The organism is Nonomuraea sp. NPDC005692, from assembly GCF_040631115.1.
Lineage (GTDB): Bacteria > Actinomycetota > Actinomycetes > Streptosporangiales > Streptosporangiaceae > Nonomuraea.
This window is the reverse complement of sequence record NZ_JBEXYU010000003.1, coordinates 440,025-465,149: the sequence shown is the minus strand read 5'-3', so window position 1 is coordinate 465,149 and position 25,125 is coordinate 440,025. Positions and strand designations below refer to the sequence as shown.

At 72.8% G+C, this 25,125-nt stretch carries 26 protein-coding genes; 15 read left to right on the top strand and 11 right to left on the bottom strand.

Annotated elements, in window-relative coordinates; translation table 11 throughout:
- Positions 1–25: 25 nt before the first annotated feature.
- From ABZ459_RS10430 to ABZ459_RS10420, 3 genes are read right to left on the bottom strand one after another with little or no spacing between them, the layout of a single operon-like run.
- Positions 26–673 (bottom strand): carbohydrate kinase family protein, encoded by a 648-nt coding sequence (locus tag ABZ459_RS10430; protein ID WP_357968382.1) that lies wholly within the window; start codon positions 671–673, stop codon positions 26–28.
- Positions 649–1,242: a hypothetical protein gene (locus ABZ459_RS10425; protein WP_357968379.1), complete on the bottom strand. Its 594-nt coding sequence runs from the start codon at positions 1,240–1,242 to the stop codon at positions 649–651. The genes ABZ459_RS10430 and ABZ459_RS10425 overlap by 25 nt, the downstream gene beginning before the upstream one ends.
- Before the next feature lie 46 nt (positions 1,243–1,288).
- The gene (locus tag ABZ459_RS10420) at positions 1,289–1,717 is read right to left on the bottom strand and encodes a CBS domain-containing protein (protein WP_357968377.1); all 429 of its coding nucleotides are present in this window, start codon (positions 1,715–1,717) and stop codon (positions 1,289–1,291) included.
- 139 nt (positions 1,718–1,856) lie between these two features.
- Between ABZ459_RS10420 and ABZ459_RS10415 the strand changes: the two genes are divergently transcribed.
- From ABZ459_RS10415 to ABZ459_RS10365, 11 genes are all read left to right on the top strand, one after another.
- Complete coding sequence (locus ABZ459_RS10415; RefSeq protein WP_357968374.1) at positions 1,857–3,251, top strand: aminopeptidase P family protein; 1,395 nt, start codon at positions 1,857–1,859, stop codon at positions 3,249–3,251.
- Positions 3,252–3,416: 165 nt separating this feature from the next.
- The gene (locus ABZ459_RS10410; RefSeq protein WP_357968372.1) at positions 3,417–4,208 is read left to right on the top strand and encodes an ABC transporter permease; all 792 of its coding nucleotides are present in this window, start codon (positions 3,417–3,419) and stop codon (positions 4,206–4,208) included.
- Positions 4,205–5,062, top strand: a complete 858-nt coding sequence (locus ABZ459_RS10405; protein WP_357968370.1) for an ABC transporter permease — start codon at positions 4,205–4,207, stop codon at positions 5,060–5,062. Before ABZ459_RS10410 ends, ABZ459_RS10405 begins: the two co-directional genes overlap by 4 nt.
- A 4-nt stretch (positions 5,063–5,066) precedes the next feature.
- Positions 5,067–6,086, top strand: a complete 1,020-nt coding sequence (locus ABZ459_RS10400; protein ID WP_357968368.1) for an MlaD family protein — start codon at positions 5,067–5,069, stop codon at positions 6,084–6,086.
- Between the two features lies 1 nt (position 6,087).
- Complete coding sequence (locus ABZ459_RS10395; protein WP_357968366.1) at positions 6,088–7,143, top strand: MlaD family protein; 1,056 nt, start codon at positions 6,088–6,090, stop codon at positions 7,141–7,143.
- The gene (locus tag ABZ459_RS10390; protein ID WP_357968363.1) at positions 7,143–8,168 is read left to right on the top strand and encodes an MlaD family protein; all 1,026 of its coding nucleotides are present in this window, start codon (positions 7,143–7,145) and stop codon (positions 8,166–8,168) included. Before ABZ459_RS10395 ends, ABZ459_RS10390 begins: the two co-directional genes overlap by 1 nt.
- Entirely contained in the window at positions 8,165–9,196 is a 1,032-nt protein-coding gene (locus ABZ459_RS10385; RefSeq protein WP_357968360.1) for an MCE family protein, read from the top strand. The genes ABZ459_RS10390 and ABZ459_RS10385 overlap by 4 nt, the downstream gene beginning before the upstream one ends.
- The gene (locus ABZ459_RS10380) at positions 9,193–10,230 is read left to right on the top strand and encodes an MCE family protein (RefSeq protein ID WP_357968357.1); all 1,038 of its coding nucleotides are present in this window, start codon (positions 9,193–9,195) and stop codon (positions 10,228–10,230) included. The genes ABZ459_RS10385 and ABZ459_RS10380 overlap by 4 nt, the downstream gene beginning before the upstream one ends.
- Positions 10,227–11,660 carry an MCE family protein gene (locus tag ABZ459_RS10375; protein ID WP_357968355.1) on the top strand — a complete coding sequence of 478 codons (1,434 nt, stop codon included), beginning with the start codon at positions 10,227–10,229 and terminating at the stop codon, positions 11,658–11,660. The genes ABZ459_RS10380 and ABZ459_RS10375 overlap by 4 nt, the downstream gene beginning before the upstream one ends.
- Positions 11,657–12,460 carry a hypothetical protein gene (locus ABZ459_RS10370; protein ID WP_357968353.1) on the top strand — a complete coding sequence of 268 codons (804 nt, stop codon included), beginning with the start codon at positions 11,657–11,659 and terminating at the stop codon, positions 12,458–12,460. The genes ABZ459_RS10375 and ABZ459_RS10370 overlap by 4 nt, the downstream gene beginning before the upstream one ends.
- A 17-nt stretch (positions 12,461–12,477) precedes the next feature.
- Positions 12,478–13,071, top strand: coding sequence for a 4'-phosphopantetheinyl transferase superfamily protein (locus ABZ459_RS10365; protein WP_357968351.1), 594 nt, complete (start codon positions 12,478–12,480; stop codon positions 13,069–13,071).
- A gap of 8 nt (positions 13,072–13,079) precedes the next feature.
- Here the strand turns inward: ABZ459_RS10365 and ABZ459_RS10360 are convergent, their stop codons facing one another.
- Positions 13,080–14,006: a cation diffusion facilitator family transporter gene (locus tag ABZ459_RS10360; protein ID WP_357968349.1), complete on the bottom strand. Its 927-nt coding sequence runs from the start codon at positions 14,004–14,006 to the stop codon at positions 13,080–13,082.
- Between the two features lie 80 nt (positions 14,007–14,086).
- On the opposite strand from ABZ459_RS10360, the gene ABZ459_RS10355 reads away from it, so the two are divergent.
- Genes ABZ459_RS10355 through ABZ459_RS10345 form a run of 3 tightly spaced genes read left to right on the top strand, consistent with a single transcriptional unit; the run spans position 14,087 to position 16,821 of the window.
- Positions 14,087–14,545, top strand: coding sequence for a MarR family transcriptional regulator (locus ABZ459_RS10355; protein WP_352321897.1), 459 nt, complete (start codon positions 14,087–14,089; stop codon positions 14,543–14,545).
- 60 nt (positions 14,546–14,605) lie between these two features.
- Positions 14,606–15,259 carry an LppX_LprAFG lipoprotein gene (locus ABZ459_RS10350; RefSeq protein WP_357968347.1) on the top strand — a complete coding sequence of 218 codons (654 nt, stop codon included), beginning with the start codon at positions 14,606–14,608 and terminating at the stop codon, positions 15,257–15,259.
- A gap of 5 nt (positions 15,260–15,264) precedes the next feature.
- Positions 15,265–16,821, top strand: coding sequence for an MFS transporter (locus ABZ459_RS10345; RefSeq protein ID WP_357968344.1), 1,557 nt, complete (start codon positions 15,265–15,267; stop codon positions 16,819–16,821).
- 26 nt (positions 16,822–16,847) lie between these two features.
- Here the strand turns inward: ABZ459_RS10345 and aspS are convergent, their stop codons facing one another.
- The 5 genes from aspS to ABZ459_RS10320 form a co-directional block, all read right to left on the bottom strand.
- Positions 16,848–18,104, bottom strand: coding sequence for an aspartate--tRNA(Asn) ligase (gene aspS / locus ABZ459_RS10340; RefSeq protein WP_357968342.1), 1,257 nt, complete (start codon positions 18,102–18,104; stop codon positions 16,848–16,850).
- 274 nt (positions 18,105–18,378) lie between these two features.
- The gene (der, locus tag ABZ459_RS10335; protein ID WP_357968340.1) at positions 18,379–19,770 is read right to left on the bottom strand and encodes a ribosome biogenesis GTPase Der; all 1,392 of its coding nucleotides are present in this window, start codon (positions 19,768–19,770) and stop codon (positions 18,379–18,381) included.
- 36 nt (positions 19,771–19,806) lie between these two features.
- Entirely contained in the window at positions 19,807–20,442 is a 636-nt protein-coding gene (gene cmk / locus ABZ459_RS10330; RefSeq protein WP_357968527.1) for a (d)CMP kinase, read from the bottom strand.
- A 75-nt stretch (positions 20,443–20,517) separates the two neighbouring features.
- On the bottom strand, positions 20,518–21,876 hold the full coding sequence (locus ABZ459_RS10325) for a carotenoid oxygenase family protein (RefSeq protein WP_357968337.1): 1,359 nt from the start codon (positions 21,874–21,876) through the stop codon (positions 20,518–20,520).
- A 13-nt stretch (positions 21,877–21,889) separates the two neighbouring features.
- Positions 21,890–22,495 (bottom strand): TetR/AcrR family transcriptional regulator, encoded by a 606-nt coding sequence (locus ABZ459_RS10320; RefSeq protein ID WP_357968335.1) that lies wholly within the window; start codon positions 22,493–22,495, stop codon positions 21,890–21,892.
- A gap of 118 nt (positions 22,496–22,613) precedes the next feature.
- Here ABZ459_RS10320 and ABZ459_RS10315 point away from each other — a divergent pair, with 118 nt between their 5' ends.
- On the top strand, positions 22,614–23,468 hold the full coding sequence (locus ABZ459_RS10315) for a glycosyltransferase (RefSeq protein WP_357968334.1): 855 nt from the start codon (positions 22,614–22,616) through the stop codon (positions 23,466–23,468).
- Positions 23,469–23,531: 63 nt separating this feature from the next.
- Here ABZ459_RS10315 and ABZ459_RS10310 read toward each other — a convergent pair whose 3' ends face one another.
- Positions 23,532–24,626: a prephenate dehydrogenase gene (locus ABZ459_RS10310; protein WP_357968331.1), complete on the bottom strand. Its 1,095-nt coding sequence runs from the start codon at positions 24,624–24,626 to the stop codon at positions 23,532–23,534.
- 91 nt (positions 24,627–24,717) lie between these two features.
- Positions 24,718–25,077: a chorismate mutase gene (gene aroH, locus ABZ459_RS10305; protein WP_357968329.1), complete on the bottom strand. Its 360-nt coding sequence runs from the start codon at positions 25,075–25,077 to the stop codon at positions 24,718–24,720.
- Between the last annotated feature and the right edge of the window lie 48 nt (positions 25,078–25,125).

Genomic DNA, 25,125 nt, shown 5'->3' with positions numbered 1-25,125 from the left:
GCGCAACGACGCGGCACGGCGGTCTTCACAGTTCCTTCCAGGCGGGTTGGGCGGCGGTGCCGCCGGCCGCGCGGGTGGACAACGATCCGCAGGCCACGGCCACGTCGAGGCATTCGCGCCGGCTCATCCCGCGCAGCCTGGCGGCGAGGTAGCCCGCGTCGAAGCTGTCGCCCGCGCCGACGGTGTCGACGGCCTCCAGCGGCCCGTCACGGGCGCCGGACAGGCGGGCCGCGATCGCCCTGGCCTCGCCGGCGTTGGGCAGGAACACGTCGGTGGCGGCGAGCACGTCCGCCAGGCCGTCCCAGCCGCCGGCCGGGTCGTCGTTGGTGTCCAGCGAGGTCGTGGCGCCCGCCGCGCGCAGCTCCGCCAGCAGCGCGGGCAGCCCCGCCGCCAGTCCGGGCTGCAGGAAGTACGACGACACGTGCACGTGCCGGGCCAGGCCGCGCGGCACGTCCCCGGCGGTCGGGTACGGCAGGCAGCCCGGCGAGGTGAGGATGGCCCGGTCCGTCCCGTCGGCGAGCACGACGGTCATGGCCGTGGGACGGGGGTCGGTCACGCAGTGGGAGACGTCCACCCCGCGCTCGGCCAGCGCGCCGAGCACGAAACGCCCCGCCGCGTCGTCGCCCACGCGGCCGGTCATGGCGGCCGTCACGCCTTGGTCCACTGTGCGCATCCGGCGGTCTGGAACGCCTTGTCGCCCGGCTCGATGGTAACGCTCGCCGGCCCGGTCGGGGCGCCCGCGTTGATCACCGAGCCGAGGTCGGGGGACGTGCTGTTCAGCCGGGCCCAGAAGCAGTTCGTGGAGCCCGCGACGGGACCGGTCGTGCGGTAGGTGCCGGGCTGGATGTCCACACCCACGACGAACGTCCGCATCCCGGCCGTCGACCCGGTCTGCCCGGGTCCGGTCTGCGCAGGTCCAGGCTGCGCGGGTCCAGGCTGCGTTGGTCCGGTTTGAGCAGGGCCGGTCTGGGCGGGACCGGGCTGCGTCGGACCGGGCTGGAGGGGGTCGGTCTGCGGGGCGTCCGTCGGGGCGGGCTGGGTGGCGGGGCCGGAGGCCGAGGGCGGGCCGGTGCCCTCGACCGTCACCGTGACCCTGGGGGCCGGCGAGGCCGACGAGCCCTCCGCCCCGTACCCGACGAAGACGCCCAGGATGAAGGCCACCACGGCGGCCAGCCCGGACACGAGCAGGATGATCGGCGGACTGCTCGTCGCCCGAGGGGGCTCAGGGGGGCCGTACGTCACGGACCCAAGGGTGCCATCTCCATCGACGCCCCTGTCAACGCCCCTGTCAGCGGTGGAGGTAGTCGACGAGCGACGCCTTCTCCGTCTCCAGCTCCTCGATCGCGCTCTTGACCACGTCGCCGATGCTGACGATGCCCACCAGGCGGCCGTTCTCGACCACGGGCATGTGGCGGAACCGGTGGGTGGTCATCGTCCGGCGCAGCTCGTCGACGTTGTCGCCGGGCCCGGCCGTGCGGACCTCGGTCGTCATGATCGAGGAGACCGGCGCGTCGAGGATCTCCGGGCCCCGGTCGTGCAGCCGCCGCACCACGTCGCGCTCGGAGACGATCCCCTGGATCGTCGTGCCGTCGGTGGAGACGACGACCGCGCCGATGTTGTGGTCGGCGAGCTTGCCGAGCAGTTCCCGAACCGTCGCCACCGGCGCCACCGTGGTAACAGCGCTTCCCTTGTTGCGCAGGATCGTCCCGATGAGCATGTGCACCACCTCTGCTCCCAATGTCCCCGGCCGAGGGCCGGCTTATGCCCGGTCCTCACAGGCAAACAACCGAGTGGGGACCCCGTCAAGCGGTCACGTAGGCTGGCTTGCCGCATCTCCGACGACGTGGAAGGCATCGATGACCGAGCAGCTCAACACCGGAAGCCACGACCTGCCCATCACCCCGGAGCTGGCCGCGTTCATGCGCACCGGCTGGGCCGACACCCGGCGCATCGGCGTGACCGCGCTGCCGATCGCTCCCTGGGCGGCCCGGCGCAGGGCGGCGCTGGCCGCGCGATTCCCCGGTGAGCGCCTGGTCGTCCCGTCGGGCACGCTCAAGGTGCGCAGCAACGACAGCGACTACCGGTTCCGGCCGCACAGCGCGTACTCCTACCTGACGGGCGCGGGCGAGCCGGGCGACGTGCTGGTCATCGAGCCGTCCGGGCAGGCCGTGCTGTACGTGCGCCCGCGCTCGCCGCGCGAGGAGGGCGAGGAGTTCTACCGCGACCGCCGCTACGGCGAGTTCTGGGTGGGCCGCAGGCCCGACCTGGCCGAGGCGTCGGAGCTGTACCAGATCGAGTGCGCGCACATCCGCGACCTGCGGCCCGAGGGCCCGGCCCGCGTGCTGCGCGGCGTCGACGCCTCCGTCGACGCGCTGGTGCCGGCGGGCGGCCGCGACGCCGAGCTGGAGGTGTTCCTGTCGGAGATGCGGCTGGTCAAGGACGAGTGGGAGGTCGGCGAGCTGCAGTCGGCCGTGGACGCCACCGTGCGCGGCTTCGAGGACGTCGTGCGCGCCCTGCCCGCGGCCCTCGGCCACCCGCGCGGCGAGCGTTACCTGGAGGGCGTCTTCGGGCTGCGCTCGCGCCTGGAGGGGAACGCGGTCGGCTACGACAGCATCGTGGCCTCCGGCGCCCACGCCTGCGTGCTCCACTGGATCCGCAACGACGGCGCGCTGGCCGAGGGCGACCTGCTCCTGCTCGACGCAGGCGTCGAGACCGACACCCTCTACACCGCCGACGTCACCCGGACGTTCCCGCTGTCGGGCCGGTTCACCGGGGCGCAGCGACAGGCGTACGAGCTGGTGCTGGCCGCCCAGGACGCCGGCATCGCGGCGCTGAAGCCCGGCGCGAGCTTCCGCGACTTCCACCTGGCGGCCATGCGCGTCATCTGCGAGGGCCTGCACGACTGGGGCCTGCTGAAGGACTCCCCCGACGCCCTCATGGAGTCGGGCCTGTACCGGCGCTACACGCTGTGCAGCAGCGGCCACATGCTCGGCCTCGACGTGCACGACTGCGCCAGGTCGCGGGCCGAGGTCTACCTCGACGGCGTGCTGGAGGAGGGCAACGTCCTGACGGTCGAGCCCGGCCTGTACTTCCAGCCCGACGACCTGACCCTGCCCGCCGAGCTGCGCGGCATGGGCATCCGCATCGAGGACGACCTGGTGGTCACCGCCGAGGGCGCCACCCTGATGTCGAAGGCCCTCCCCCGCCACCCCGACGAGATCGAGTCGTGGATGAACGTCGTCCGGTCGTGACCACCCGGTCACTTTTCGTAGACGGCTGACAAGGTGTGACCCAGGTCTCATAGTTTTTGCGCAAATTCCCGACAAGGCATCGACTACTAGACAACCCGTCAGTAAGGTGACTGCTCCGTAGGCGGAGGTGGTCATGGCGGGTACACGCGTGCGGACAGGCGCCTGATGGCCCTGTCCGGGTACGTCGGACGCACGGCCGGGTCGCTGCTGGGCCAGGTGGGCGAGCTGTTCGTCATCGTCCTGGAGGGCTTACGCCGCACCTGGGACGTCAGGAGCTGGTGGTGGGAGTTCGTCGACCAGTGCTGGTTCCTCGCCAAGGTCACCAGCGTCCCGGTGCTGCTCGTCTCCCTGCCGCTGGGCGCCACCGTGGCGCTGCAGGTGGGCGAGCTGGCCTGGCAGCTCGGCGCCGGCTCGGCCACCGGCAGCGCGGTCTTCGTCGGCCTGATCCGTGAGGTGGCGCCCCTGGCCAGCGCGCTGCTGATCGCCGGGGCCGGCGGCAGCGCGATGACCTCCGACATCGGCGCGCGGCACATCCGCGACGAGCTGAGCGCCATGGAGGTCATGTCGGTCAATCCCGTCCACCGCCTGGTCACGCCGCGCATGTGGGCCGCCTCCACGATCGCGGTCTGCCTGTGCCCGCTGGTCATCCTGGCCGGCGCGACCGGCGGCTACTTCTTCAACGTGGTGGTGCAGGGCGTCACGCCGGGCGCGTACTTCGACGGCGCGCTGTCCCTGGTCGTCGGCTCCGACCTGTACGTCACCCTGTTCAAGGCGTGGATCTTCGGCTTCGTCGCCGCCGCCGTGGCCTGCTACAAGGGCATGACGTGCGCGACCAGCCCGGTGGGCGTGGGACGGGCGGTCAACCAGGCGACCGTGCTGACGTTCATGCTGGTGTTCACGTTCAACTACGTGATCTCGGCCGTCTACTTCCTGGCCTACCCGCCGAGGTCGATGTGACGGCGACGTCGGCGGCCGGGCCCGGGATCGCCCACCGCGGGCGGGACCTGGCCGAGCGGTTCGCGACACTCGCCGACTGGCCGCTGTTCGTGGGGAAGGTGCTCTTCTACTCCGTCCGCGACGTCGTCCTGCGGCTGCGTTACCGCAAGGTCGTGATCGGGCAGGTCAGCGACGTCGTGGTGGGCGTCGGCGCGACCGTCATCGGCGGCGGCATGATCTTCGTGGTGTTCACGATGGCGTTCGTCGTGGGCGCGACCGTGGGCCTGCAGGGCTACCAGGGGCTGCAGGCCATCGGCGCGGAGTCGTTCGTGGGGCTGATCGGCAGCTTCGCCAACGTCCGCGAGATCACCCCGATCATCGCCGCGACCGCGCTGGCCGCGCAGGTGGGCTCGGCGTTCACGGCCGAGCTCGGGGCGATGCGCATCTCGGAGGAGATCGACGCGCTGGAGGTGATGGGCATCAACGCCTTCACCTACCTGATCTGCACCCGCGTGGTGGCGGCGCTGCTGGCGCTGCTGCCGATCTACCTGATCGCGCTGTTCGCCAGCTTCTTCGCCACCCGCCTGATGTGCACGGCGCTGTTCGGCCTGGCGCCCGGCGCCTACGACTACTACTTCTACCTGTACCTGCCGGTCAGCGACATCGTCTACAGCCTGGTCAAGGTCGGGATCTTCGCCTTCGCCGTCATCGTGATCCACTGCTACCACGGCTTCCACGCCACCGGCGGACCGGTGGGCGTGGGCGTGGCGGCCGGGCGCGCCATCCGCCAGTCGATCGTCACGATCGTGCTGCTGAACCTGCTGCTGTCGTTCCTGTTCTGGGGCGGCGGCGGCAACATTCCGCTGACGGGGTGAGCCGGTGTCCCGATTCGAACTTCCGCTCGCCGTCCGCCTCGGCATCGCCCTGGGCGTGGTCCTGGCGCTGGCCGCGGCGACGTTCCTGGTCGTGCGCGGCGCCACCGAGGCGCGCGGCACCCGGATCGAGGCGGTGTTCGGCCGGGCCGGGCAGGGCATGGACACCAACTCCAAGGTCAAGATCCGCGGCATCACCGTCGGCGACGTGACGGACGTGACCCTGGACGCCAGGGGCCGGGCCGTGGTCACGATGCACCTCCAGCCCGGCGTGAAGGTGCCGCGGACCACCGTCGCGGCGGTCGAGCCGCTGTCGGTGTTCGGCCCGAAGATGATCGACCTGCGGCCGGGCGCCGGCGAGACCACCGGGCCGTACCTGGACAGCGGCTCGGTCATCACCGACACGAAGGAGCCGCTCGACCTGTCCGACACGCTCGGCGACGCCTACCGGGGCCTGGACGCCGTCGACCCCCGCGACGTCACGGTCATCGTGCACACCCTGGCCAAGGGGCTGGACGGCGAGGGCCGCAACCTGCGCGAGCTGATCGGCGACGCGGGCACGGTCGTCGGCGTCGCCCACCGGCAGCGGGAGCGGGCCCGGCGGTTCCTGCACGACGCCGCCGCGCTCGGCACGGCCCTGTCCGACAAGGGCGACGAACTGGTCTCGATCGCCTCCGACGCCGACGTCATCACCCCCGACCTGCTCAGGCGGGCCGACAAGGTGCGCGCCCTGCTCCAGGAGATCACCTCCGTCTCCGGCCTGGCCGCGCACGGCCTGCGCGCGCACCGCCAGGACCTGCGCGCGGCCGTGCACTCCGGCGAGCGCGTGGCCGCCCTGATCTACGCCCAGCTCGGCCTGGCCGGCGACGGCGTACGCGGGCTGGGCCGGCTGGTGGACCTGCTCAACGAGCTGATCGAGACACCGGGGCCGGACGGCAGCGGCATGCTCCAGGTCGAGGCGTTCGTCGCCACCGACGTCTGCGAGCTGGTCGTCGGCGTCTGCGGCCCCACCGACGGGAGGCGCTGAGGTGGCGGTCTCCAGGACGCGGGTCGCACGCCGGTGGACGTTCGTCCGGTTCGCCCTGTTCGTCGGCCTGACGATGTCGCTGATCGTGCTGATCACCATCCAGATCGCCCGGGTCGGCACCGACGGCGGCTACCGGCTGGTGGCCGCGTTCGACGACGTGTCGGGGCTGACCGAGGGCGACCAGGTCAAGATCGCCGGAGCGCCGGTCGGCCAGGTGGAGTCGATCGAGGTGGTGGCCGGCCGGGCGGAGGTCACCATGGAGGTGCGCGACGAGGTCCGGCTGCCCACCGACACCGAGGCGGCCGTACGCTGGCGCAACGCCATCGGCCAGCGCGTGGTCTACCTGCTGCCGGGCACCGCGCCGGGCCGGCTGCCACCGGGGTCGCGCATCGTCCGCACCTCGTCCGTGGTGGACATCGGCGAGCTGGTCGGCGACCTCGGCCCGCTGACCCGCAGCCTGGACCCCGAGCAGATCAACCAGCTCCTCACCGCCGCGGCCAGGTCGCTGAAGGGCAACGACCGGAACATCCCGCGGCTGCTGGACAACGTCGACGCCGTCACCGGCACGCTCGCCGAACGCAGGACGACCATCGAGAAGCTGCTGAAGGACTACGCGACGGTCACCGGCGTGGTGGCCCGGCGCGACCGGCAGATCGAACGCCTGGTGGACGACCTGGTGACGCTCTCGGAGGCGTTCGCCGGCAACCGCAAGCTGGTGGACGACGCCCTCGTCGAGCTGTCGGCCACCTTCCACACCTCCGACGAGGTGATCGGGAAGAACGCCGGCGAGCTGGGCCGGGTGGTGGAGAACCTGTCCGGGCTGACCGGCGGCATCCGGCGGCACGTCCGCGAGATCGACAGGACGGTCGGCACGTTCCAGCCGCTGTTCGCCCGCGCCTACTCGACCGTGGACCGCGGGCACTACTTCATCACCGCCGTGCCCTGCCTGGCGCTCGGGCCGTCGCCGTGCCCGTACCCCATGCGGTCGCCGCCGCCGTTGCGCAACACCCGGGTCCAGAGCGAGAAGGACCTGCGCAGGCTGCTGGTGGGCCGGTGATGGCGGTCAAATCGTTCCGGGACCGGAACAGGGTCGTGGTGGGCCTGGTGTCGGTGGCCGTGCTGGGCGCGCTGCTGGTGGCCACGTTCCTGGTGGGCAACCTGGGGCTGCTCGAAGGCGGCTACTCCATGTCGGGCGTCTTCGTGGACTCGGGCGGCCTGCGCACCGGCAACGACGTGCGCGTGGCCGGGGTGCGGGTCGGCAAGGTCACCGAGGTGCGCGCCGACTACGCCCAGGGCAACGTGGTCGTCACCTGGAAGGTGGACGACGGCGTGCGGCTCGGCCGGTCCACCCGCGCCGACATCGCCCTGTCGAACCTGCTCGGCGGCCGCTACGTCAAGCTCACCGGCCCGGTCGCCGCCCCGTACCTCGACCAGCTCCCCGAGGCGCGGCGGCGCATCCCCGTGGACCGGACCGGCGTGCCGACGCTCGTCAACGACGCGGTCAACGACGCCACCCGGCTGGTCCGGCGGCTCGACACCGACGCCGTGGACGACCTGCTCACCGAGCTGGGCAAGATCGACGCCTCCCGGCGCGGCCGGGTGAGCAGGCTGCTGAAGAACATCGGCGACCTGTCGGACACCGTCAGCAGGAGCGAGCCGCAACTCCAGCGGCTGCTCGACAACGGCACGAAGATCATGGACCTGCTGGAGAGGAAGGACCGCCAGCTCGGCCGGCTCATCGACGCCGTCCAGATCATGCTGAACGAGCTGCGCGCCCGCAGGAAGGAGCTGCGCACCCTGCTCGGCGACGGCAGCGGCCTGGTGCGGAGCACCACCCGCCTGATCGACGAGCACGAGCGGGCCCTGATCAGGGTCCTGGACGACAGCACGGCCGTCACCACCCGGCTGAGCGGCAGCGGCGAGCGGCTCAACTCGCTGCTGGCCTGGGCGGGCCCGACGTTCTCCGGCCTGGCCACCATGGGCGGTCAGGGGCCGTGGCTGGAGGCCGTCGCCACGGGTCTCGGCCCGATCGACCCCGAGGTGCTGGCCGCCGTCGCCAAGGACAGGAGGAGCGACCGATGAGACGACTCCTCGCGGTCCTGCTGGCCGGGGTGCTGCTGGCGGCGAACGGCGGGTGCTCGGTGCTGGGCGAGCAGCCGTACCGGCTGGTGGCGGTCTTCCGCAAGACGCCCTCCCTGTACGAGGAGGCCCGGGTCAAGGTCATGGGGCTGGACGCCGGACACGTGGAGAAGATCCGCATCGACGGCGACAAGGTACGCGTCGAGCTGCTGGTCGATCGCGAGGTGCCGCTGCCGGCCGGGGTCAAGGCGGTGGTCGCGCCGCAGAACACGCTGGGCGAGCGCAACGTCGTGCTGTACCCGCCGTGGAAGCCGGGCGACCGGCGGATCGCGCCGGGCGCCGTCATCCCGCTGGAGCGCACCGACCTGCCCGTGGAGATCGACGACGCCCTGGCCGCCTTCACCAGGCTCACCGACGCCCTCGACGACGAGAAGCTGGGCGACGTGGCCGGGAACCTGGCCGACGGCGTACGGGGGCGCGGCCGGACGATCAACGACGCGATCGCCGGCACCGCCCGGCTCACCGACACCCTGGCCCGCCAGGACGAGCAGCTCATCGCCCTGGCCAAGGGCCTGAACCGGCTGGCCACCGGCCTCAACCGGCGGCAGGACCAGGTGACCGGCGCGATCGACTCCTTCGCCGAGGCCGGCGCGATCCTGGCCGAGGAGCGGCAGCGCCTGCGCGGCTTCGTCGCGGACATGGCGGGCTTCGTCCGGCGCGGCGACCTGATCATCGAGGCCTACTCCGAACGCCTGCCGCGGGCCGCGAGCACGCTGGCCGAGCTGGTGCTGACGGTCCGGGCCAACAGCGAGTCCATGGCGCGGGCGGTCAAGGGCGCGGCCGATCTGGCCCACGTGCTGATCGACTCCTGGGACCGGGACCGGCACGTGCTGAAGATCCGCGTCGTGCTCAACGCGATGACCAGGACCTGGCTGACGCCGCTGTTCCAGGCGCTGAACCTGGGCGAGGTGCCGTGCCTGCCGGCCGGGCTGAGCAACTGTCCCTTCGAGCGGAAGAAGGCCACCCGATGAGGGCCCGCCCGCTGGCCGCGCTGCTCGCGCTGGCCTTCACCGCACTGACCCTCACCGCGTCCTGCTCGTTGCGCACGCTCGGCGCGACCACCGGCGACCTGACGCTGAACGCCACCTTCGACGACGTCCAGAGCCTGGTGGCCGGGCACAGCGTGCAGATCTCCGACGTCCGCGTGGGCACGGTGACCGGCATCCGGCTGGAGGGCTACCGGGCCAGGGTGACGATGTCGATCCAGTCCGCGCACCGGGTGCCCGTGGGCAGCACCGCGACCGTGGCCAAGACGTCCGTACTGGGCGAGAACTACGTTCTGCTGAGCCCGCCCGCGGGCCGGGACCTGGCCACGGGCCCGTACCTGGCGGACGGGGCCACGATCGCCGACACCTCGGTCGAACCGGACATCGAGCAGGTCACCGCCAAGGCCGGCCCGCTGGTCGAGGCGCTCGGCGCCCAGGACGTCAACGCGATCCTGGACGCCGCCTCGACCGCGTTCGCCGGCAAGGGCGCCGACGTCAACCAGCTGATCCGGCGGACCGCCGAGGTCACCGACGCCTACGCCGCGGCCCGGCGGGACCTGGCGACCGGCATCGACGCGCTGGCCAGGCTCGGCGACGACCTCGCCGAGGGCAGCGACGAGCTGGACCGGCTGCCCGGCGCCCTGGCCGCCGCCACCACCCGCGTCGCGCACGGCCGCAAGCACGTCAAGCGGGCCATCGTGGCGCTGACCGACCTGGCCAGGGAGGCCAACCTCACCGTGTACCCGCGGCACGCGGCCCGGCTGCGCACGCTGCTGCGCGAGCTGGAGGCCGTCTCCTCGGCCATGCAGCGGGGCAAGGACGACCTCAAGGGGCTGGTGGCGCGGATCCAGGCGTTCATCGACGCGCCGCCGATCACGGTCAACGGGCAGGTGCTGATCTACGTCTGGCTGAAGGGCCTGCTGCTGCCCGGGGCCGACGGGAACAGGGCGACCGACGCCGCGAGGAAGGTCGCCGACCGGCTGAGCGACTTCCGCCTGCTGTGGGAGCCGCCGCGATGAGGAACCGCGTGCACCTCAACCTCGGCTTCTTCGTGCTGCTGGGCGTGGTCATGACGATCTGGGCGTTCAGCACGATCATCCGGCTCGACGTGATCGAGCGGCCGTACCGGGTGTCGGCGGAGTTCGCCTCCTCCCCCGGTCTCGTACGCGGCTTCGACGTGGCGTACCTGGGGGTGCGGGTCGGCAGGATCGGCGACGTGCGGCTGGCGCCGGGGAGGATCGTCGTCGGGCTGGACATCGACAAGGAGATCAAACTGCCCAAGGGCAGCACGGCCGAGGTGCGCCGCAAGTCCGCGGTCGGGGAGCCGTACGTGGAGTTGTCGCCGCCCGCCGGCGGCGTGGGCGCGCCCTCCCTCGCGCCCGGCGACACCATCCCGCTCTCGAGGACCACCGTGCCGCTGGACTACCGCAAGCTGTTCGAGGGCGTGGGCAAGCTGCTCGACGCGGTGCCGGCCGACGACGCCAGGACGATCAGCCACGAGCTGGCCACCGCCCTGGACGGGCGCGCGCCCGCGATCAGGACCGTCATCGAGAACGCCCACGACCTGACCGGCACCCTGGCCGACGACTCCAGAACCCTGGACGACCTGTCGGTGCAGCTGACCCGGCTCACCCACACGCTGGCCGGCCGTAAGGACCGGCTGGCCGCCGGCATCACGGACCTGAGCGCCGTCACGGGCTCGCTGCGGGCCTCACGCACGGACCTGAACGCCTTCCTCGACCAGGGCCCCGGCGTGTTCGCCCGGCTCGACGCGGCGATCAGGAGGTCCAGGCCCGGGTTCTCCTGCCTGCTGACCGCCGCCGGGCTGCCGCACCGGCCGGTCTTCTCCGCCGCGACCGAGAAGGACGTGCACCACCTGCTGAGCGTGGTGCCGACCGCGCTGAGCCTGGCCGACGACATCAGCGAACGGCAGGGGGACACGGTGTACGGCAAGGCGTCGTTCATCTTCAGCGTGCCCGGCGGGCCCACCCCGGCCGAGGAGTACGCGGGCCCCGTCGGCCCGCCCCGCGTCCCCCGGCTCGCCACCTGCCCCTCGCACACCCCCGCCGGCACCGCCCGGGAAACCTCCAGCACCACTTCGGACGTCTCCAGGGCCGCCCGGGACACCTCCGCCACCCCGAACACCGGCCCGTCAAGGACGGCCCGAGACGCCGCCGCCACCCCGGCCACCGGCCCGTCGAGAACCGCCCGGGACACCGGCGGGCCGGACGGCGGGGGCCCGGTGGCCGGGAAGAAGAAGTCCGGCGCGTCCGAGCCGCCGTCCCCGGAGTCGTCGAGCAGCGTGGCCGCCGCCGGCGCCGCGTCCCGTACCCCACCGAGCCCCACGCCGCTGATTGTCGCGATCTTCCTCGCCGTCGTGGTGTGTGGTGGCATCGTGGGCTGGATCGCGGCGGGCCGGGCAGCCCGCCGCCGTGAGGAGTCACCATGACCACCGACCACCACCTCGCCGCCCCCGCCCCCACCACCCCGGACACCGCATCCGACACCGCCCTGGGCACCACCCCGGACACCGCCCCCCATACCACCCTGGACACCGTCCCTGCGGCCGCCGACGCGCCGCCCGTGGCTCCCGCTGCTGCCCCCACCGCCCCCTCCCCCAAGACCCCCGCCGAGGATCCCGCCGAGGTCGCGGGCGGCGGGCCGGTGTCCGGGCCGGCGGCGGGCGGGCGGTTCACGCGGGCGCGGCTGCTCGGGGCGCTGGCCGCGATGCTGGCGGCGGCCGTCGCGGCCACGGCGGTGCTGCAGTGGGTCGACGCCTCCCGGGCCCGCGACGCGCTGGCCCGCCTGGAGGGCGAACGCGCCCTGCGCCTGGAGGTCTCCGGCGCCGCGAGCGCCTTCAGCCAGGCCCTGCTCAGCTACGACTACAAAGACCTCCAGAGCACCCGCTCGACCCTGTCCGCCCAGGCCACGGGCGACTTCCAGGCCACCTACGACGCGGCGTTCGGCGGCGCGATGTCCCAGGTGATCGTCAAGCTCAAGGCCGTCTCCCAGGCCAAGGTCCGCGAGGTATACCTGGCCGACGCCGACGAGGCCACCGCGCACGCCATCGTCGTCGTGGACCAGCAGGTGAACACCGCGCAGGCGATTCGCTCGGTGAAGGATTCGCACCTTAAGATCACGCTTGTGAAGCAGAAGGGCGCCTGGAAGGTCCAGGACGTGACCGTGCTCGGCGCGGCCTCGGAGGACCAGTACAAGCTCGATGACCCCGCGGCGAAGAAGAAGGACTGACGATCGTCCCCCTGGCGATGGGCGGCCGCCCCGAAGAGGTGCGCGCCCCCGAGACGTGGCTGACCGACGCCGAGCGCGAACGCGCCGACCGGTTCGTCTTCCCCGCCGACCGCGCCTGTTTCGTCGCGGCCCACCTGCTCGTCCGCCTGTGCGCCGCGGCCGTGCTCGATCTGCCGCCGGAGGAGCTGACCCTGCTGCAGCACTGCGAGGTGCACGGCCCCGGCCACGGCAGGCCGTACCTGCGCGAGGCCCCCGGCCTGGGCGTGAGCTTCAGCCACACCCGCGGCTACGTGTGCGCCGCGGCCGGCCCCGGCCGGGTCGGCGTGGACGCCGAGCACGTGCCGCCGGGCCCGCTGAACGAGGGCCTGGCCGACCACGCGCTCACCCCCGCCGAACGTGCCCTGGTGACCGGCAACGACGAGCTGATCCGCCACTGGACCCGTAAGGAGGCCCTGGTCAAACGCGGCGAGCTCACCCTGGACGAGCTGCGCACCACCGCCGTCGACCCGCTGCCGGCCGGCCACCTGCTGGAATGGCAGGTCGTCCCGGACATCAGGGTCGCCGTCATCACCGACACGCCGGCCGAGCGCGTCCCCGTCCCGTCCCGCTGAGGGCCCGGCTAGCGGCGGCGGGTGGGGGTGGGGTCGAGGAAGACCAGGGTGACGCCGGAGAAGCGGTCGCGCAGCCGCCGGTCGATCTCGTCGCAGGCGATCTCCACCCCGGCAGCGCTCGCCTCGTCCCGGAAGTCGATCTTGGCGGCGACCATGATGGAGCCCGGCCCGATCATCATCGTCAGCAGCTCGACCACGTCGTCCACCTCGGGCTGGGCCAGCAGCACCGCGCGGATGCCGACCTCGATCTGCCTGGGGGCGGCCTGGCCGATCAGCAGCGACAGGTTCGACTGGATCAGGATGAGCGCGACCACCAGCAGGAGCAGGCCGATGGCGACCGAGGCCGCGCCGTCCCACAGGGCCGAGCCGGACCACTGCGACCCCAGCAGCCCGAGCGCCGCGATCACCAGGCCGACCAGCGCGGCGGCGTCCTCGAACAGCACGGCCTTCAACGCGGTGTCGGACGTGATCCGCACCAGTCGCACCGGACGCACCTTGTACCTGCCGGCCTCGGCGCGCAACTGCGAGTACGCCTTCGTGAACGAGATGCCCTCGATCACGAACGAGACGGCCAGCACGACGTAGGACGGGGTCAGGTTGCCCAGCTCCTCGCCGTGGCTGATCTCGTGCAGCCCGTGGGTGACGGAGAAGCCCGCCCCGCCGACCAGCGTCGCGACCGCCGCCATCATCGCCCAGAAGAACCCCGCCTTGCCGTAGCCGAACGGGTGGCGCTCGTCGGGCGGCTTGCCCGCCCGGCGTACGGAGACCAGCAGCAGCAGCTCGGTCATCGTGTCGGCGGCCGAGTGGGCCGCCTCGGACAACATCGCGGCCGAGCCGCCGATCAGCCCCGCGACGAGCTTGGCCAGGGCGATGGTCAGGTTCGCGGCGCCCGCGACCAGCACGGTCGCCAGGCTCTCCCCCGACTTCTCCTCCATCAGATCACTGTACGGCGGCCCTGTGCGGCGGCCCCCCGCAGGTAGCCGCATCGCCGCGGGCGTGCGATAGATTGGGGATCATGAGCGCGCCCCGCTGGCTTTCCCCCGCCGAACAGCGTGCCTGGCGTACGCATCTCGCGCTGCACAAGCTTCTCATGCACCGCCTCGACCGCGAGCTGCAGGAGCACCAGCTCTCGCTGAACGACTACGAGATCCTGGTCAACCTCTCCGAGAGCCCCGAGCGGCGCATGCGGATGAGCGACCTGGCCGACGCCACGATCCAGTCGCGCAGCAGGCTGTCGCACCAGATCTCCCGCATGGAGGCCAAAGGGCTGGTCACCAGGGAAGACTGCCGCGACGACCGGCGCGGCACGTTCGCCGTCCTGACCGACGAGGGCTGGGCGACGATCCAGCGGGTGGCGCCCGACCACGTCGCGAGCGTGCGCGAGCATTTCGTCGATCGGCTCACCGACGACCAGCTGGAGGCGCTGGAGCAGGCGTTCGGGCCCATCGTCGACCACCTGAAGAAGCTGCGCTGAGGCCCAACCGATATCGGCGACGGCTCACCGGCGTTCCCGGGCGGTCGCTACGATCCGCTCATGCTCCGAAAGCTGCTGATCGTTGTCGTGCTCGCGCTGATGCCGGCCTGCTCCGCGGGTGGCGGCGGAGGTGACGACCTGCCCGCCGGGCCCGATGTGATGAAGAAGTCCGCGGAGGCCATGAAGGCCGTCCGGTCGGCCGGTTTCTCGATCGCCACGGAGGGCAAGCCCAACGTGCCGCTCAAGAAGGCCGACGGCAGGCTCACCTCGGCGGGTGACGCCGACGGCACGATCACGCTGGAGGTGCTGGGCACCCTGCAGGAGATCACCTTCGCCGTGATCGGCGACACCGTGCACTTCAAGGGGCCGACCGGCGGCTTCCAGACGATGACCAGGCAGCAGCTCGCCCAGTTCTACGACCCGTCGGTGATCCTCAACCCGGCCAAGGGCATCGCGCAGCTGCTCGCCTCGGCGACCGACCCCAGGGTGGAGGCGGTCGAGGACGGCTCGTACCGGGTGGCCACGACGTTCTCCGGGCAGGTCGTCGGGCAGATCGTCCCGGGCGTCACGCAGGGCGTCAACGGCAAGGTCTGGATCGACAAGGCCACCAGCAGGCTCACCAGGGCGAGCCTGCCGCTGCAGAACGGCACGGTGACGGTGACGTTCAGCGATTACGACGCGCCGGTCACGATCACGCCGCCCCCCTCCGGATGAGCCCGGTGAGCCGGAAGGTCCCGGCCGGCCGCGCCCGCCGGGTCGTGCTCGGCGCGGGCGGCGCGGTGGTGCTGCTGGCCGCGCTCGACGCCTACGTGGTCGTGACGGTCCTGATGGACATCGCCCACGACGTCGGCGTGCCGCAGAACCACCTGGAGCGGGTCACACCGGTCGTCACCGGGTTCCTGCTCGGCTACGTCGCCGCGATGCCGCTGCTCGGCCAGCTCTCCGACCGTTACGGCAGGCGGCCGCTGATCCACGCCTGCCTGGCGGCGTTCGCGCTCGGCTCGGTGCTGACCGCGCTGGCGGCCGGTGAGGCGATGGTGGTGTCGGGCCGTACGGTGCAGGGCGTGGCGGGCGGGGCGCTGCTGCCGATCACGATGGCGCTCATCGGCGACCTGTGGGAGGCGCGCGACCGGCCGCTCGCGCTGGGCGCGGTGGGCGCGGCGCAGGAGCTGGGCAGCGCCCTCGGCCCCCTGTACGGCGGCGTGCTGGCGCTGGTCCCGCCGGTCGCCGTGGCGGGCGTGGAGCTGGGCGGCTGGCACGCCATCTTCTGGGTCAACGTGCCCCTCGCCGCCCTGGCCGCCGTCGCCGTGCAGCGTACGGTCCCGGCCCGGCCGCCCTCCGGCACGGCCCGTGTCGACGTCGTCGGCGGCGCACTGCTGGCGCTGGCACTGGCCCTCCTGGTCGTCGGCCTGTACAACCCCGACCCGGCCACGACCGTGCTGCCGCCGTGGGGGCCGCCGGTGATCGCGGCCGGGGCGGTGGCGGGCGCCGTCTTCGTCTGGTGGGAGATCCGCTCCCCCGTCCGGCTGCTCGACCTGTCGGCCGCCCGCAAGTCGCCGTTGCTGGCGACGCTGGGCGTGAGCTTCCTGGCCGGGGCGGCGCTGCTGGTGACGATGGTGTTCGTGCAGTTCGCCGCCCAGACGCTGCTGGACAAGGACGCCCTGGGCGCGGCGCTGGTCCTGGCCCGGTTCCTCGGCGCGCTGGCCGTGGGCGCGCTGCTCGGCGGCGTGCTGGCCCGGCGGGCCGGCGAACGCGCGGTGGCGGTGCCCGGCCTGCTGCTCGCCGCGGCCGGATACTGGCTGATGAGCCGCTGGCCGCTCGACCTGGCCGGCGCGGGCCTGGCCGTGGACGCCGACCTGGTCGTGGCGGGGCTCGGCCTGGGCCTGGTGATCGCGCCGGTCTCCTCGGCGGTCCTGCGGGTGAGCCCGGCCGTCCAGCACGGCGTCGCCTCGGCGGCGGTCGTGGTGGCCAGGATGATGGGCATGCTCGTCGGCGTGGCGGGCGTGTCGGCGTGGGGGTTCCACCGGTTCCAGTCGCTGACCGCCCACCTGGACACGCCGCTGCCGTTCGGCGTGGACGCGCAGACCTACCAGCGGCGGCTGGCCGACTACCTGGCCCAGGTCGATGCCGCCCTGCACGTCGAGTACACCGAGATGTTCCTGCTCACCGCGTTCGTCTGCCTGCTGGGGGCGGCGGTGGCGCTGCTCATGCCGCGCCGTGCCCTGCCGGAGGCGGCGCCCGCCCTCGCGGACGCCGCCCCCGACCCCGAGCTCTGATCGCGGATCAGAGCTCGGGCCGCCGGTCAGGGCGACAGGCGGTGCAGGTCGCGGGGGAAGGCGGTGGTCTGGCGGATGTTGGCGGCGCCGGTCAGCCGGGCCGTCCAGCGTTCCAGGCCGAGCGCGAAGCCGCCGTGCGGCGGCATCCCGTACCGGAACGCCTGGAGGTAGCCCTCGTACGGCTCCACGTCTCCGTCCAGGGCCTGGACGTAGTCGTCGTAGCGGTGCAGGCGCTGGCCGCCGGTCACCAGCTCCAGGCCCCTGAACAGCAGGTCGAAGCCGTTGGAGTAGCCCGGTCTGGCCGGGTCGGGATGGGTGTAGAAGGGCCGCTTGGACATCGGGTAGCCGGTGACGAACAGGAACTCCGACCCGTGCTCGCGCAGCGCCCACTCCGACAACCACCGTTCCTGGGCCGGTGACAGGTCGGGCTCGTCCTCGCCGGTCAGCCGCTGGGCCTCGGTGAAGTGCAAGGCCGGGATCTCGGCGGGCACGACGGGCAGCGCGGCCCCGGCCACCTCGACGGCGGACGCGGCCCGGCGGCGCACCGACTCGACCATGCCGGCCACGACCTCCCGCAGCACGGCCATCACGTCCCGGTGGTCGGTCACGAAGCCCAGCTCGGCGTCGAGGCTGGTGTACTGGGCCAGATGGCGGACGGTGTCGTGCGGCTCGGCGCGGAAGACCGGCCCGACCTCGTAGACCCGCTCGAACACCCCGACCATCGTCTGCTTGTAGAACTGCGGCGACTGCGCGAGGTAGGCGCGGCGGCCGAAGTAGTCGATGCCGAAGACGTTCGCGCCGGACTCGGTGGCCGAGGCCACGATCTTGGGCGTGTGGATCTCGGTGAACCCCAGGCCGTCCAGCGTCTCACGGAACCCGGCCACGCTCGCCGCCGAGATCTCCAGCGGCGCCCGCAGCAGCGGATGCCGCAGCGCGACGGGCGCGTGGTCGAGGATCGTCGGCAGCGTCGCGGCCACGACCGGCCGGTAGAGGTCGAACGGCGGCGCCTGCGCGGGCTCGGCCAGGACCTCGATCTCCGGCCCGGTCAGCTCGACCCCGCCCGGCGCCTGCCCGGCCGGGGTCACGGTGCCGGTGACCCGGACGACGCTCTCCTCCGGCGGCAGCTCCCCGTCCACGCTGACCACCTGGGCCAGCCCGGCACGGTCGCGTACGACCAGGAAGGAGACGGATTTCAGGTGCCGGCGGCGATGGACCCAGCCGGCGATCGTCACTCGTCGGCCGGCGTGCTCAGCGAGCGACGCCGACAGGACACGAGAGATCATTACAGCTCCTCTGCAGGAAATGCATGACCCCTTGGGAGTGCGGGGGAGAAGGGAGCTCCCGGTGCCACCGCACTTTCGCCGCCCGCGAGGGGCGGCCTCCACGACCCGATGACGGGGGTCAGGCCGGCGGGGCATTTCCTCCCCGCACTCGGGAGTGTCTTCACCAGCGGAGCACGGGACCGCCTTCGCAGCTGCCGGCGGCTCTCTGGGCCCGTGCGGCCCGCTGGTTACTCGTCTCCGTCCACGCGTTGCCGTAGATGATACGGCAACGCCGTTACTTGTCCTTCTTGGGGCGCTTCTCGCGGATCTTCATCGTGACGTCGATCGGCGACCCGGCGAACCCGAACTCCTCGCGGATGCGCCGCTCGATGAAGCGCCGGTAGGTGTCCTCCAGCCAGCCGGAGGTGAACAGCACGAACTTGGGCGGCTCGACGGACGCCTGCGTGGCGAACAGGATCTTCGGCTGCTTGCCACCCCGGACGGGCGGCGGCGTCGCGTGCACCAGCTCGGTGAGGAACGCGTTGAGCCGCGCCGTCGGCACCCGGGTGGACCAGGAGTCGAGCGCCTTCTCCAGCGCCGGCACCAGCCGGTCCATGTGGCGGCCGGTCTTGGCGGAGATGTTCACCCGCAGCGCCCACGGGGTGCGCACGAGCTGCCGGTCGATCTCCTTCTCCAGGTAGTAGCGGCGGTCCTCGTCGACGAGGTCCCACTTGTTGAACGCCACCACCATGGCCCGCCCCGACTCGATCACCAGGCCGATGATCCGCAGGTCCTGCTCGGTGAGCGGCTCGCTGGCGTCGATCAGCACGATCGCCACCTCCGAGCGCTCCAGGGCGGCGCGGGTGCGCATGGCCGCGTAGAAGTCGGCGCCCTGCAGCTCGCGGTCGCGCCGCCGGATGCCGGCGGTGTCGACGAAGCGCCAGGTGCGTCCGCCCAGCTCGATCAGCTCGTCGACCGGGTCGCGGGTGGTGCCCGCCATCGGGTCGACCAGCACCCGCTCCTCCCCCGCCAGCTGGTTGAGCAGCGAGGACTTGCCCACGTTGGGCTTGCCGAGCAGCGCCACGCGGGCCGGGCCGCGCTCGCCGCCGAAGGTCAGCTGCGGCGTCTCGGGCAGCGCGTCGAGCACCACGTCGAGCAGGTCGCCGCTGGAGCGGCCGTGCAGCGCGGAGACCGGGTAGGGCTCGCCCAGCCCGAGCGCCCACAGCGCGGCGGCCTCCAGCTCCAGCTGCTGGTTGTCGACCTTGTTGGCGGCCAGGATCACCGGCTTGCCCGACTGGCGCAGCACCGCGCCCACGATCTCGTCGGCGTCGGTGGCGCCCACGGTGGCGTCGACCACGAACACGATCACGTCGGCCAGCTCGACGGCGACCTGGGCCTGCTCGGCGATGCGCAGGTTCATGCCGGTGGCGTCAGGGTCCCAGCCGCCGGTGTCGACCACGGTGAAGCGGCGGCCACGCCAGTTGGCGTCGTAGGTGACGCGGTCGCGGGTGACGCCCGGCACGTCTTCCACGACCGCCTCGCGGCGGCCGATGATGCGGTTGACCAGCGTGGACTTGCCCACGTTGGGGCGGCCCACGATGGCCACGACCGGCAGAGGCGTGGTGTCGCCGTGCTCGGTGACTTCCAGCTGGTCGAGGTCAGCCTCGACCCAATCCCCCGTTGACATGCTTGTTCATCCTTAGGTGAGTACCGCACCTGGAGGTCAGGTGCGCTCCTTGACCAGCCTCAGCACCTCCGCGATGACCTCTTCGAGGTTGAGCGCGGTGGTGTCGAGCTCGACGGCGCCATCCGCCATCGAGAGTGGGTCCGTCTTACGTGTCGAGTCCAGGGTGTCACGCCGGGCCATGGCGGCCTGCTGCGCCTCCACCGTCGAGCCGGTCAGCTCGGCGCTCCTGCGGCGGGCACGGGCCTCGGCGCTGGCCGTCAGGTAGACCTTGACGGGCGCGTCGGGGCAGACGACCTTGCCGATGTCGCGGCCCTCGACCACGATGTCACCGGCGCCGGCGATCTCCCGCTGCAGCGCGACCAGCCGCCTGCGCACCTCGGGGACTGCGGCGACGGCGGAGACCGCGCCGGTCACCTCGGACTCCCGGATGGGCCCGCCCACGTCGACGCCGTCGACCACGATCGTGGGGCCCTCGGGATCGGTGCCGGAGACGATGGACGGCTCGCCGCAACGGGCCGCGACCGCCTCGGGATCGGCCAGGTCGACGCCCTGCCGGAGCATCCACCACGTCATCGCCCGGTACATGGCCCCGGTGTCGAGGTAACGCAGGCCCAGCGCACGGGCGACCCCGCGCGACACGCTCGACTTGCCCGACCCCGAAGGACCGTCCATGGCGACGACCAGACCGGACACGGCCTCTCCCTCTTCACGTGTGTTTCCCCAACCTGAAGAGGCTACCGCCTCCGGTCAGTCCGCGATCCAGCTCCCGTGGAAGCCGAGCGGGACCCTGGCGGGCAGGTGGACGATCGCGACCGGCTCGCCGGTGAAGTCCTGGGCCGACAGGATCACCAGGTCGGCCGCTCCCCTGGCCGGGTCGTTGACGTAGGTGAGCAGGTAACCGTCGTCCTCGGCCGCGCCGGAGGGCACGAAGACCGGCTCCCCCACGTACGCGCCGCGCCCGAACCGCCGCGCCTCCTGCGTGCCGCGCTCCAGGTCGTGCTTGATGAGCGTGTTGTCGAACGCCTCGTCCGGCAGGTCCTCCAGCTCGGCGGCCGGGTAGATCACGTCGTGCAGGTCGGCGGCGGCCGCGGTGTAGCCGTAACGGTACGGGCCGCCGGTGCGGCGCTCGTCGATACGGGGGAACTCCTGGGGGCGGTCGTCCAGGCGGGTGGTGGTGACCCGGCCCGCGTCGGGGTCGATGCGCCACCGGTCGAGCGTGGGCGCGCCGCCCAGGTCGAGCCGGGCGTCCACGAACCGCTTGGGGTAGCGGACGACGTCCACCACGACCTGGTCGCCGTCGTCGTAGGCGTTGAGGGTGTGGAAGACCCAGCAGGGGTCGATCTCCACCCAGCGCACGTCGCCGGTCTCGCGGGAGAGCAGGCCGAGCCGGGCGGGCCGGTCGTCGTCCCACGCGTACGGGAGCGGCGCGCCGCGCTCGGCGTGGGCCATGCTGAGCGTGACCGGCAGGTCGTAGATCACGACGTGCCGGCGGGTCAGCGCGAAGTCGTGCAGCATCGGGCGGTCGGCGACGGGGATGTCCCTGACCTGGGCCACCACGCCCTTGGGGTCGATGACGATGTGCTGATGGTGGTCCCAGCCGGCGAAGTAGGCCATCGCGTGCAGCTCGCCGGTGACCGGGTCGAGGTGGGTGTGGGCGGCGTACCCGCCGGGCAGGCCGCCGACGAAGTCGCACGCGCCGACCGTGTCGAGCTCGTAACCCAGCTCGTACGGCAGCCCGCCCGCCTCGACGGTCGCGAACGTGCGCCCGGCGATGCCGATGACGTGCGTGTTGGCCGCGAAGTCCATGCCCGCGTGCACCGGGCCCGGCGCCGGCGGCTCGCCCAGCCGTCGGGCCACCTCGGCGTTGCGCACCCACCGGTTGCGGTACCACTCGGCCCGCCCGCCGCGCAGCCGCACGCCGTGGACCATGCCGTGCCCCATGAACAGGTGGGTGGCGGCCGGGTCGTCGAGGCTGAGCGGGTTGGGGCCGTTGCGCAGGTAGCGGCCGTCGAGCTCGGCGGGGATGCGGCCGGTGACCTCCAGGTCGAAGGCCGTGATCTCCTCCGTCGCGGGTGCGAAGCCGTTGCGGAAGGGGGTGCTGGTCATCGTGCGCTTCCTCTCAGGTCAGGAACGGCGTGAGCACGGAGGTGTAGAGCAGCCGGTAGCGCCGCTCGGCCTCGGCGCTGTCGAAGAAGCCGGAGATCTCCAGGCTCACCGCGCCGTGGATCGCCATCCACAGCACGTCGGCGATCTCACCGGCGGCGGCCCCGCCCAGCCGTCCGGCCTCCAGGCCGACGGCCACGGCCTCGACCAGGATGTCGAAGGTCCGCCGTCCGGCCGCGACCGCGTCGGGGGCGGGCTGGAAGCCGTGCATCGCGTTCTGGAACATGACCCGGTAGTAGTCGGGCTCGTCCAGCGCGTACTCGCGGTAGGCCGCCAGGCCCGCGTGCAGCGCCGGGAGCGGGTCCTCCTGGGCGGGGACGGCCAGCAGGCGCGCCTCCAGCCGGGCGAAGCCCTCCAGCCACAGCGCCTCGCTGAGGCCGTCCTTGCCGCCGAAGAGGGTGTAGATCACCTTCGTGGAGCAGCCGACCTCGCCGGAGATGCGCCGGACGGTGAGCGCCGCCGGGCCCTCGGCGACGAGCAGGTGTTTGGCGGCGTCGAGGATGGCCGTCCTGACCACGCTCTGGCCTTCCTGCTGGGCTTGCCGGTACGCGGTGACAGCCATCTGAGTAACACCGTTTCTTCTCGGTAACGCTGTTACCGACCTTTGTACGCCTCCTGCGTCACGCCGTCAATGCCCCCGCCGAGGAGTAAGGGCGTCCGCCCGGGTAAGGAGGTCCGGCGTGACGGAGACGAACCGAGCGCGGGTCACGGTCGTGGTGGCCACCAGGGACCGGGTCCGATCGCTGGCCCGGACGATCCCCCGCCACCCGAGGCCGGTGATCCTCGTGGACAACGGCTCCTCCGACGGGACCGCCGGGTTCGTCCGCAAGCACTTCCCCGACGTCCAGGTGGTCGAGGCGGGGTCCAACCTGGGCGCGCCGGGCCGCAACGTCGGCGTGCGCCTGGCCGAGACGCCTTACGTCGCCTTCGCCGACGACGACTCCTGGTGGGCGCCCGGCGCCCTGGAGCTGGCCGCCGACGTGCTGGACGCCCATCCCCGCCTGGCCGTGCTGGGCGCGCGCGTCCTGGTCGGGCCGCGAGAGCGGCTGGACCCGGTGTCGGAGGCGATGCGCGACTCCCCGCTCGGCGTCGAGGACGACCTGCCGGGGCCGAGCGTGCTGGGCTTCCTGGCCTGCGGAGCCGTCGTGCGCAGGGAGGCGTTCCTGGAGGCGGGCGGCTTCGACGACGTGATCTTCTTCTTCGGCGAGGAGGAGCGGCTGGCCGTGGACCTGGCCGCGCGCGGCTGGGGGCTGGCCTACGTGGAGGACGTCGTCGCCCACCACCACCCCTCCCCCGCCCGCGACCCGCGCGGCAGGCAGGCGCTGGCGGCGCGCAACGCGGTGCTGACCGCCGTGCTGCGCCGTCCCTGGCCGGTGGTGGCCCGCAGGTCGCTGCAGGCGCTGCTGGGCGGTCCGGCGGGCCGGGAGGGGCTGCGCACCGCCGTACGGCGGCTGCCCAGGGCCCTGGCCGCCCGGCGCGGCCTGCCGGTCGCCGTGGAACGCGCCCGCCGCAGACTGGAACGGACCGCCGACTGACGCCGCGGGCGGCGCTCGGCGCCCGCCCGCCGCGTCGTGCTCAGTGCCCCCGGTCAGGGGACGTCAGGGGACCTGCCAGCCGCGTTCGCGCAGCGCTTCGGCGAGCGGCGCGGCCGCGTCCGGCTGGACCCACAGCTCGGCGATGCCCAGGGGCAGCCCGGGCGCGTGCTCCAGCCGCACGTCCTCGACGTTGACGCCGACCTCGTCGCACACCTGGAACAGCCGCGCGAGCTGGCCGGGACGGTCACCGATGACCACCTGGACGACCACGTACGCGGGAGCGGGGCCGCCGTGCTTGCCCGGGATGCGCCCGTGCCCGGCGACGCCGCGCTTGAGGAGCTGGGTGAGGTCGCCGCTCGCGGTGCCGTCGCCCTCGGCCAGGGAGCGCAGCGCGGTCGCGGCCTCGGCCAGGTCGCGGGAGACCGCCTCCAGCACCTCGGCGACCGGGGTCGCGTTGCCCGACAGGATGCCGAGCCAGAGCCCGGGGTCGCCGCCCGCGATCCTGGTCACGTCGCGCACTCCCTGCCCGGCCAGGCCGAGCGCGACCTCGGTGGCGTCGGCCAGGCGGGCCGCCACGGCGGAGGCGGCGACGTGGGGGGCGTGCGAGACGACGGCGACCGCGCGGTCGTGCTCCTCCGCGCCCACCTCGACGGGGTTGGCGCCGCACAGCTCGACCAGCTTGAGCACCGCCGCCCTCGCGTCCTCCGCGGCCTCGCCGGTCGGGCACAGCGCCCACGGCCGGCCGAGGAACAGGTCGGCCCTGGCCGCCCCCGGGCCGGACTTCTCCCGCCCGGCCAGCGGGTGGGAGGCGACGTAGGTCGTCAGGTCGCAGCCGAGCCGCGCGGCCAGCCGGATGGGCTCGGCCTTGACGCTGGCGACGTCGGTGTAGAACCGGGCCACGCCGCGGCTCTGCAGCTTCAGCAGCTCGTCGGCCACGTGCGCCGGGGGCACCGCGATGACCGCCAGGTCGACCTGCCCGGCGGGCAGCCGCTCCGCATCCCACTCCTCGCCCGCGCCCAGTTCCCTGGCCAGCCGCACGGCGGCCGGCTCACGGTCGGCGAGCAGCACGCGCACGTCGTGCTTGCGCAGCGCCAGGGCCGCCGAGGTGCCGATGAGACCGGTGCCGACGACGAGCACGGTACGGAGTTCCGAGGCCATATCGATGTCCTGATTTATCGGGCTAGTGAGAGTGTTGCCTGCCGTGTCGGTCAGGCACGTGCCGCGCGACGATCCGGCTCACGCCGGTCGCCTACTGGGCGATGTCCTGGCGCAGCGCCACCGCGCCCCGCAGATACACATGCTGCATCTCTGCCCGCGGACGGTCGGTCTCCACATGCGCCATCAGGCGCACCACGCGCGGCAGCGCCCCCGGCACGCCGATCTCGGTGCAGCAGATCAGCGGCACGTCGTGGAAACCCAGCTTGCGCGCCGCGAGGGCGGGGAACTCGGAGGTCAGGTCGGGCGTGGCGGTGAACAGCACGCTGATCACGTCGTCGGTGGTCAGGCTGTTGCGCTCCATGATCGCCTGGACCAGCTCGGTCGTCCCCTGGATGATCGAGTCGCGGTCGTCGGCATCCACCTGGATCGCCCCGCGGATCGCCCGCACCATGCGCCAATTTCCCCTTCCATAGCGGGAGAGCCCGTGCGGAGATGCGCA

Excerpts from the sequence above, each read along its gene's own strand:
- der (WP_357968340.1), bottom strand. The coding sequence starts at position 19,770 with ATGTCAACGGGGGATTGGGTCGAGGCTGACCTCGACCAGCTGGAAGTC.
- ABZ459_RS10320 (WP_357968335.1), bottom strand. The coding sequence starts at position 22,495 with ATGGCTGTCACCGCGTACCGGCAAGCCCAGCAGGAAGGCCAGAGCGTG.
- ABZ459_RS10325 (WP_357968337.1), bottom strand. The coding sequence starts at position 21,876 with ATGACCAGCACCCCCTTCCGCAACGGCTTCGCACCCGCGACGGAGGAG.
- ABZ459_RS10415 (WP_357968374.1), top strand. The coding sequence starts at position 1,857 with ATGACCGAGCAGCTCAACACCGGAAGCCACGACCTGCCCATCACCCCG.
- ABZ459_RS10420 (WP_357968377.1), bottom strand. The coding sequence starts at position 1,717 with ATGCTCATCGGGACGATCCTGCGCAACAAGGGAAGCGCTGTTACCACG.
- aroH (WP_357968329.1), bottom strand. The coding sequence starts at position 25,077 with ATGGTGCGGGCGATCCGCGGGGCGATCCAGGTGGATGCCGACGACCGC.
- ABZ459_RS10360 (WP_357968349.1), bottom strand. The coding sequence starts at position 14,006 with ATGGAGGAGAAGTCGGGGGAGAGCCTGGCGACCGTGCTGGTCGCGGGC.
- ABZ459_RS10430 (WP_357968382.1), bottom strand. The coding sequence starts at position 673 with ATGCGCACAGTGGACCAAGGCGTGACGGCCGCCATGACCGGCCGCGTG.
- ABZ459_RS10390 (WP_357968363.1), top strand. The coding sequence starts at position 7,143 with ATGGCGGTCAAATCGTTCCGGGACCGGAACAGGGTCGTGGTGGGCCTG.
- ABZ459_RS10370 (WP_357968353.1), top strand. The coding sequence starts at position 11,657 with ATGACCACCGACCACCACCTCGCCGCCCCCGCCCCCACCACCCCGGAC.
- ABZ459_RS10380 (WP_357968357.1), top strand. The coding sequence starts at position 9,193 with ATGAGGGCCCGCCCGCTGGCCGCGCTGCTCGCGCTGGCCTTCACCGCA.
- ABZ459_RS10310 (WP_357968331.1), bottom strand. The coding sequence starts at position 24,626 with ATGGCCTCGGAACTCCGTACCGTGCTCGTCGTCGGCACCGGTCTCATC.
- aspS (WP_357968342.1), bottom strand. The coding sequence starts at position 18,104 with ATGATCTCTCGTGTCCTGTCGGCGTCGCTCGCTGAGCACGCCGGCCGA.
- ABZ459_RS10375 (WP_357968355.1), top strand. The coding sequence starts at position 10,227 with ATGAGGAACCGCGTGCACCTCAACCTCGGCTTCTTCGTGCTGCTGGGC.
- ABZ459_RS10385 (WP_357968360.1), top strand. The coding sequence starts at position 8,165 with ATGAGACGACTCCTCGCGGTCCTGCTGGCCGGGGTGCTGCTGGCGGCG.
- ABZ459_RS10355 (WP_352321897.1), top strand. The coding sequence starts at position 14,087 with ATGAGCGCGCCCCGCTGGCTTTCCCCCGCCGAACAGCGTGCCTGGCGT.
- cmk (WP_357968527.1), bottom strand. The coding sequence starts at position 20,442 with ATGGACGGTCCTTCGGGGTCGGGCAAGTCGAGCGTGTCGCGCGGGGTC.
- ABZ459_RS10365 (WP_357968351.1), top strand. The coding sequence starts at position 12,478 with ATGGGCGGCCGCCCCGAAGAGGTGCGCGCCCCCGAGACGTGGCTGACC.
- ABZ459_RS10350 (WP_357968347.1), top strand. The coding sequence starts at position 14,606 with ATGCTCCGAAAGCTGCTGATCGTTGTCGTGCTCGCGCTGATGCCGGCC.
- ABZ459_RS10410 (WP_357968372.1), top strand. The coding sequence starts at position 3,417 with ATGGCCCTGTCCGGGTACGTCGGACGCACGGCCGGGTCGCTGCTGGGC.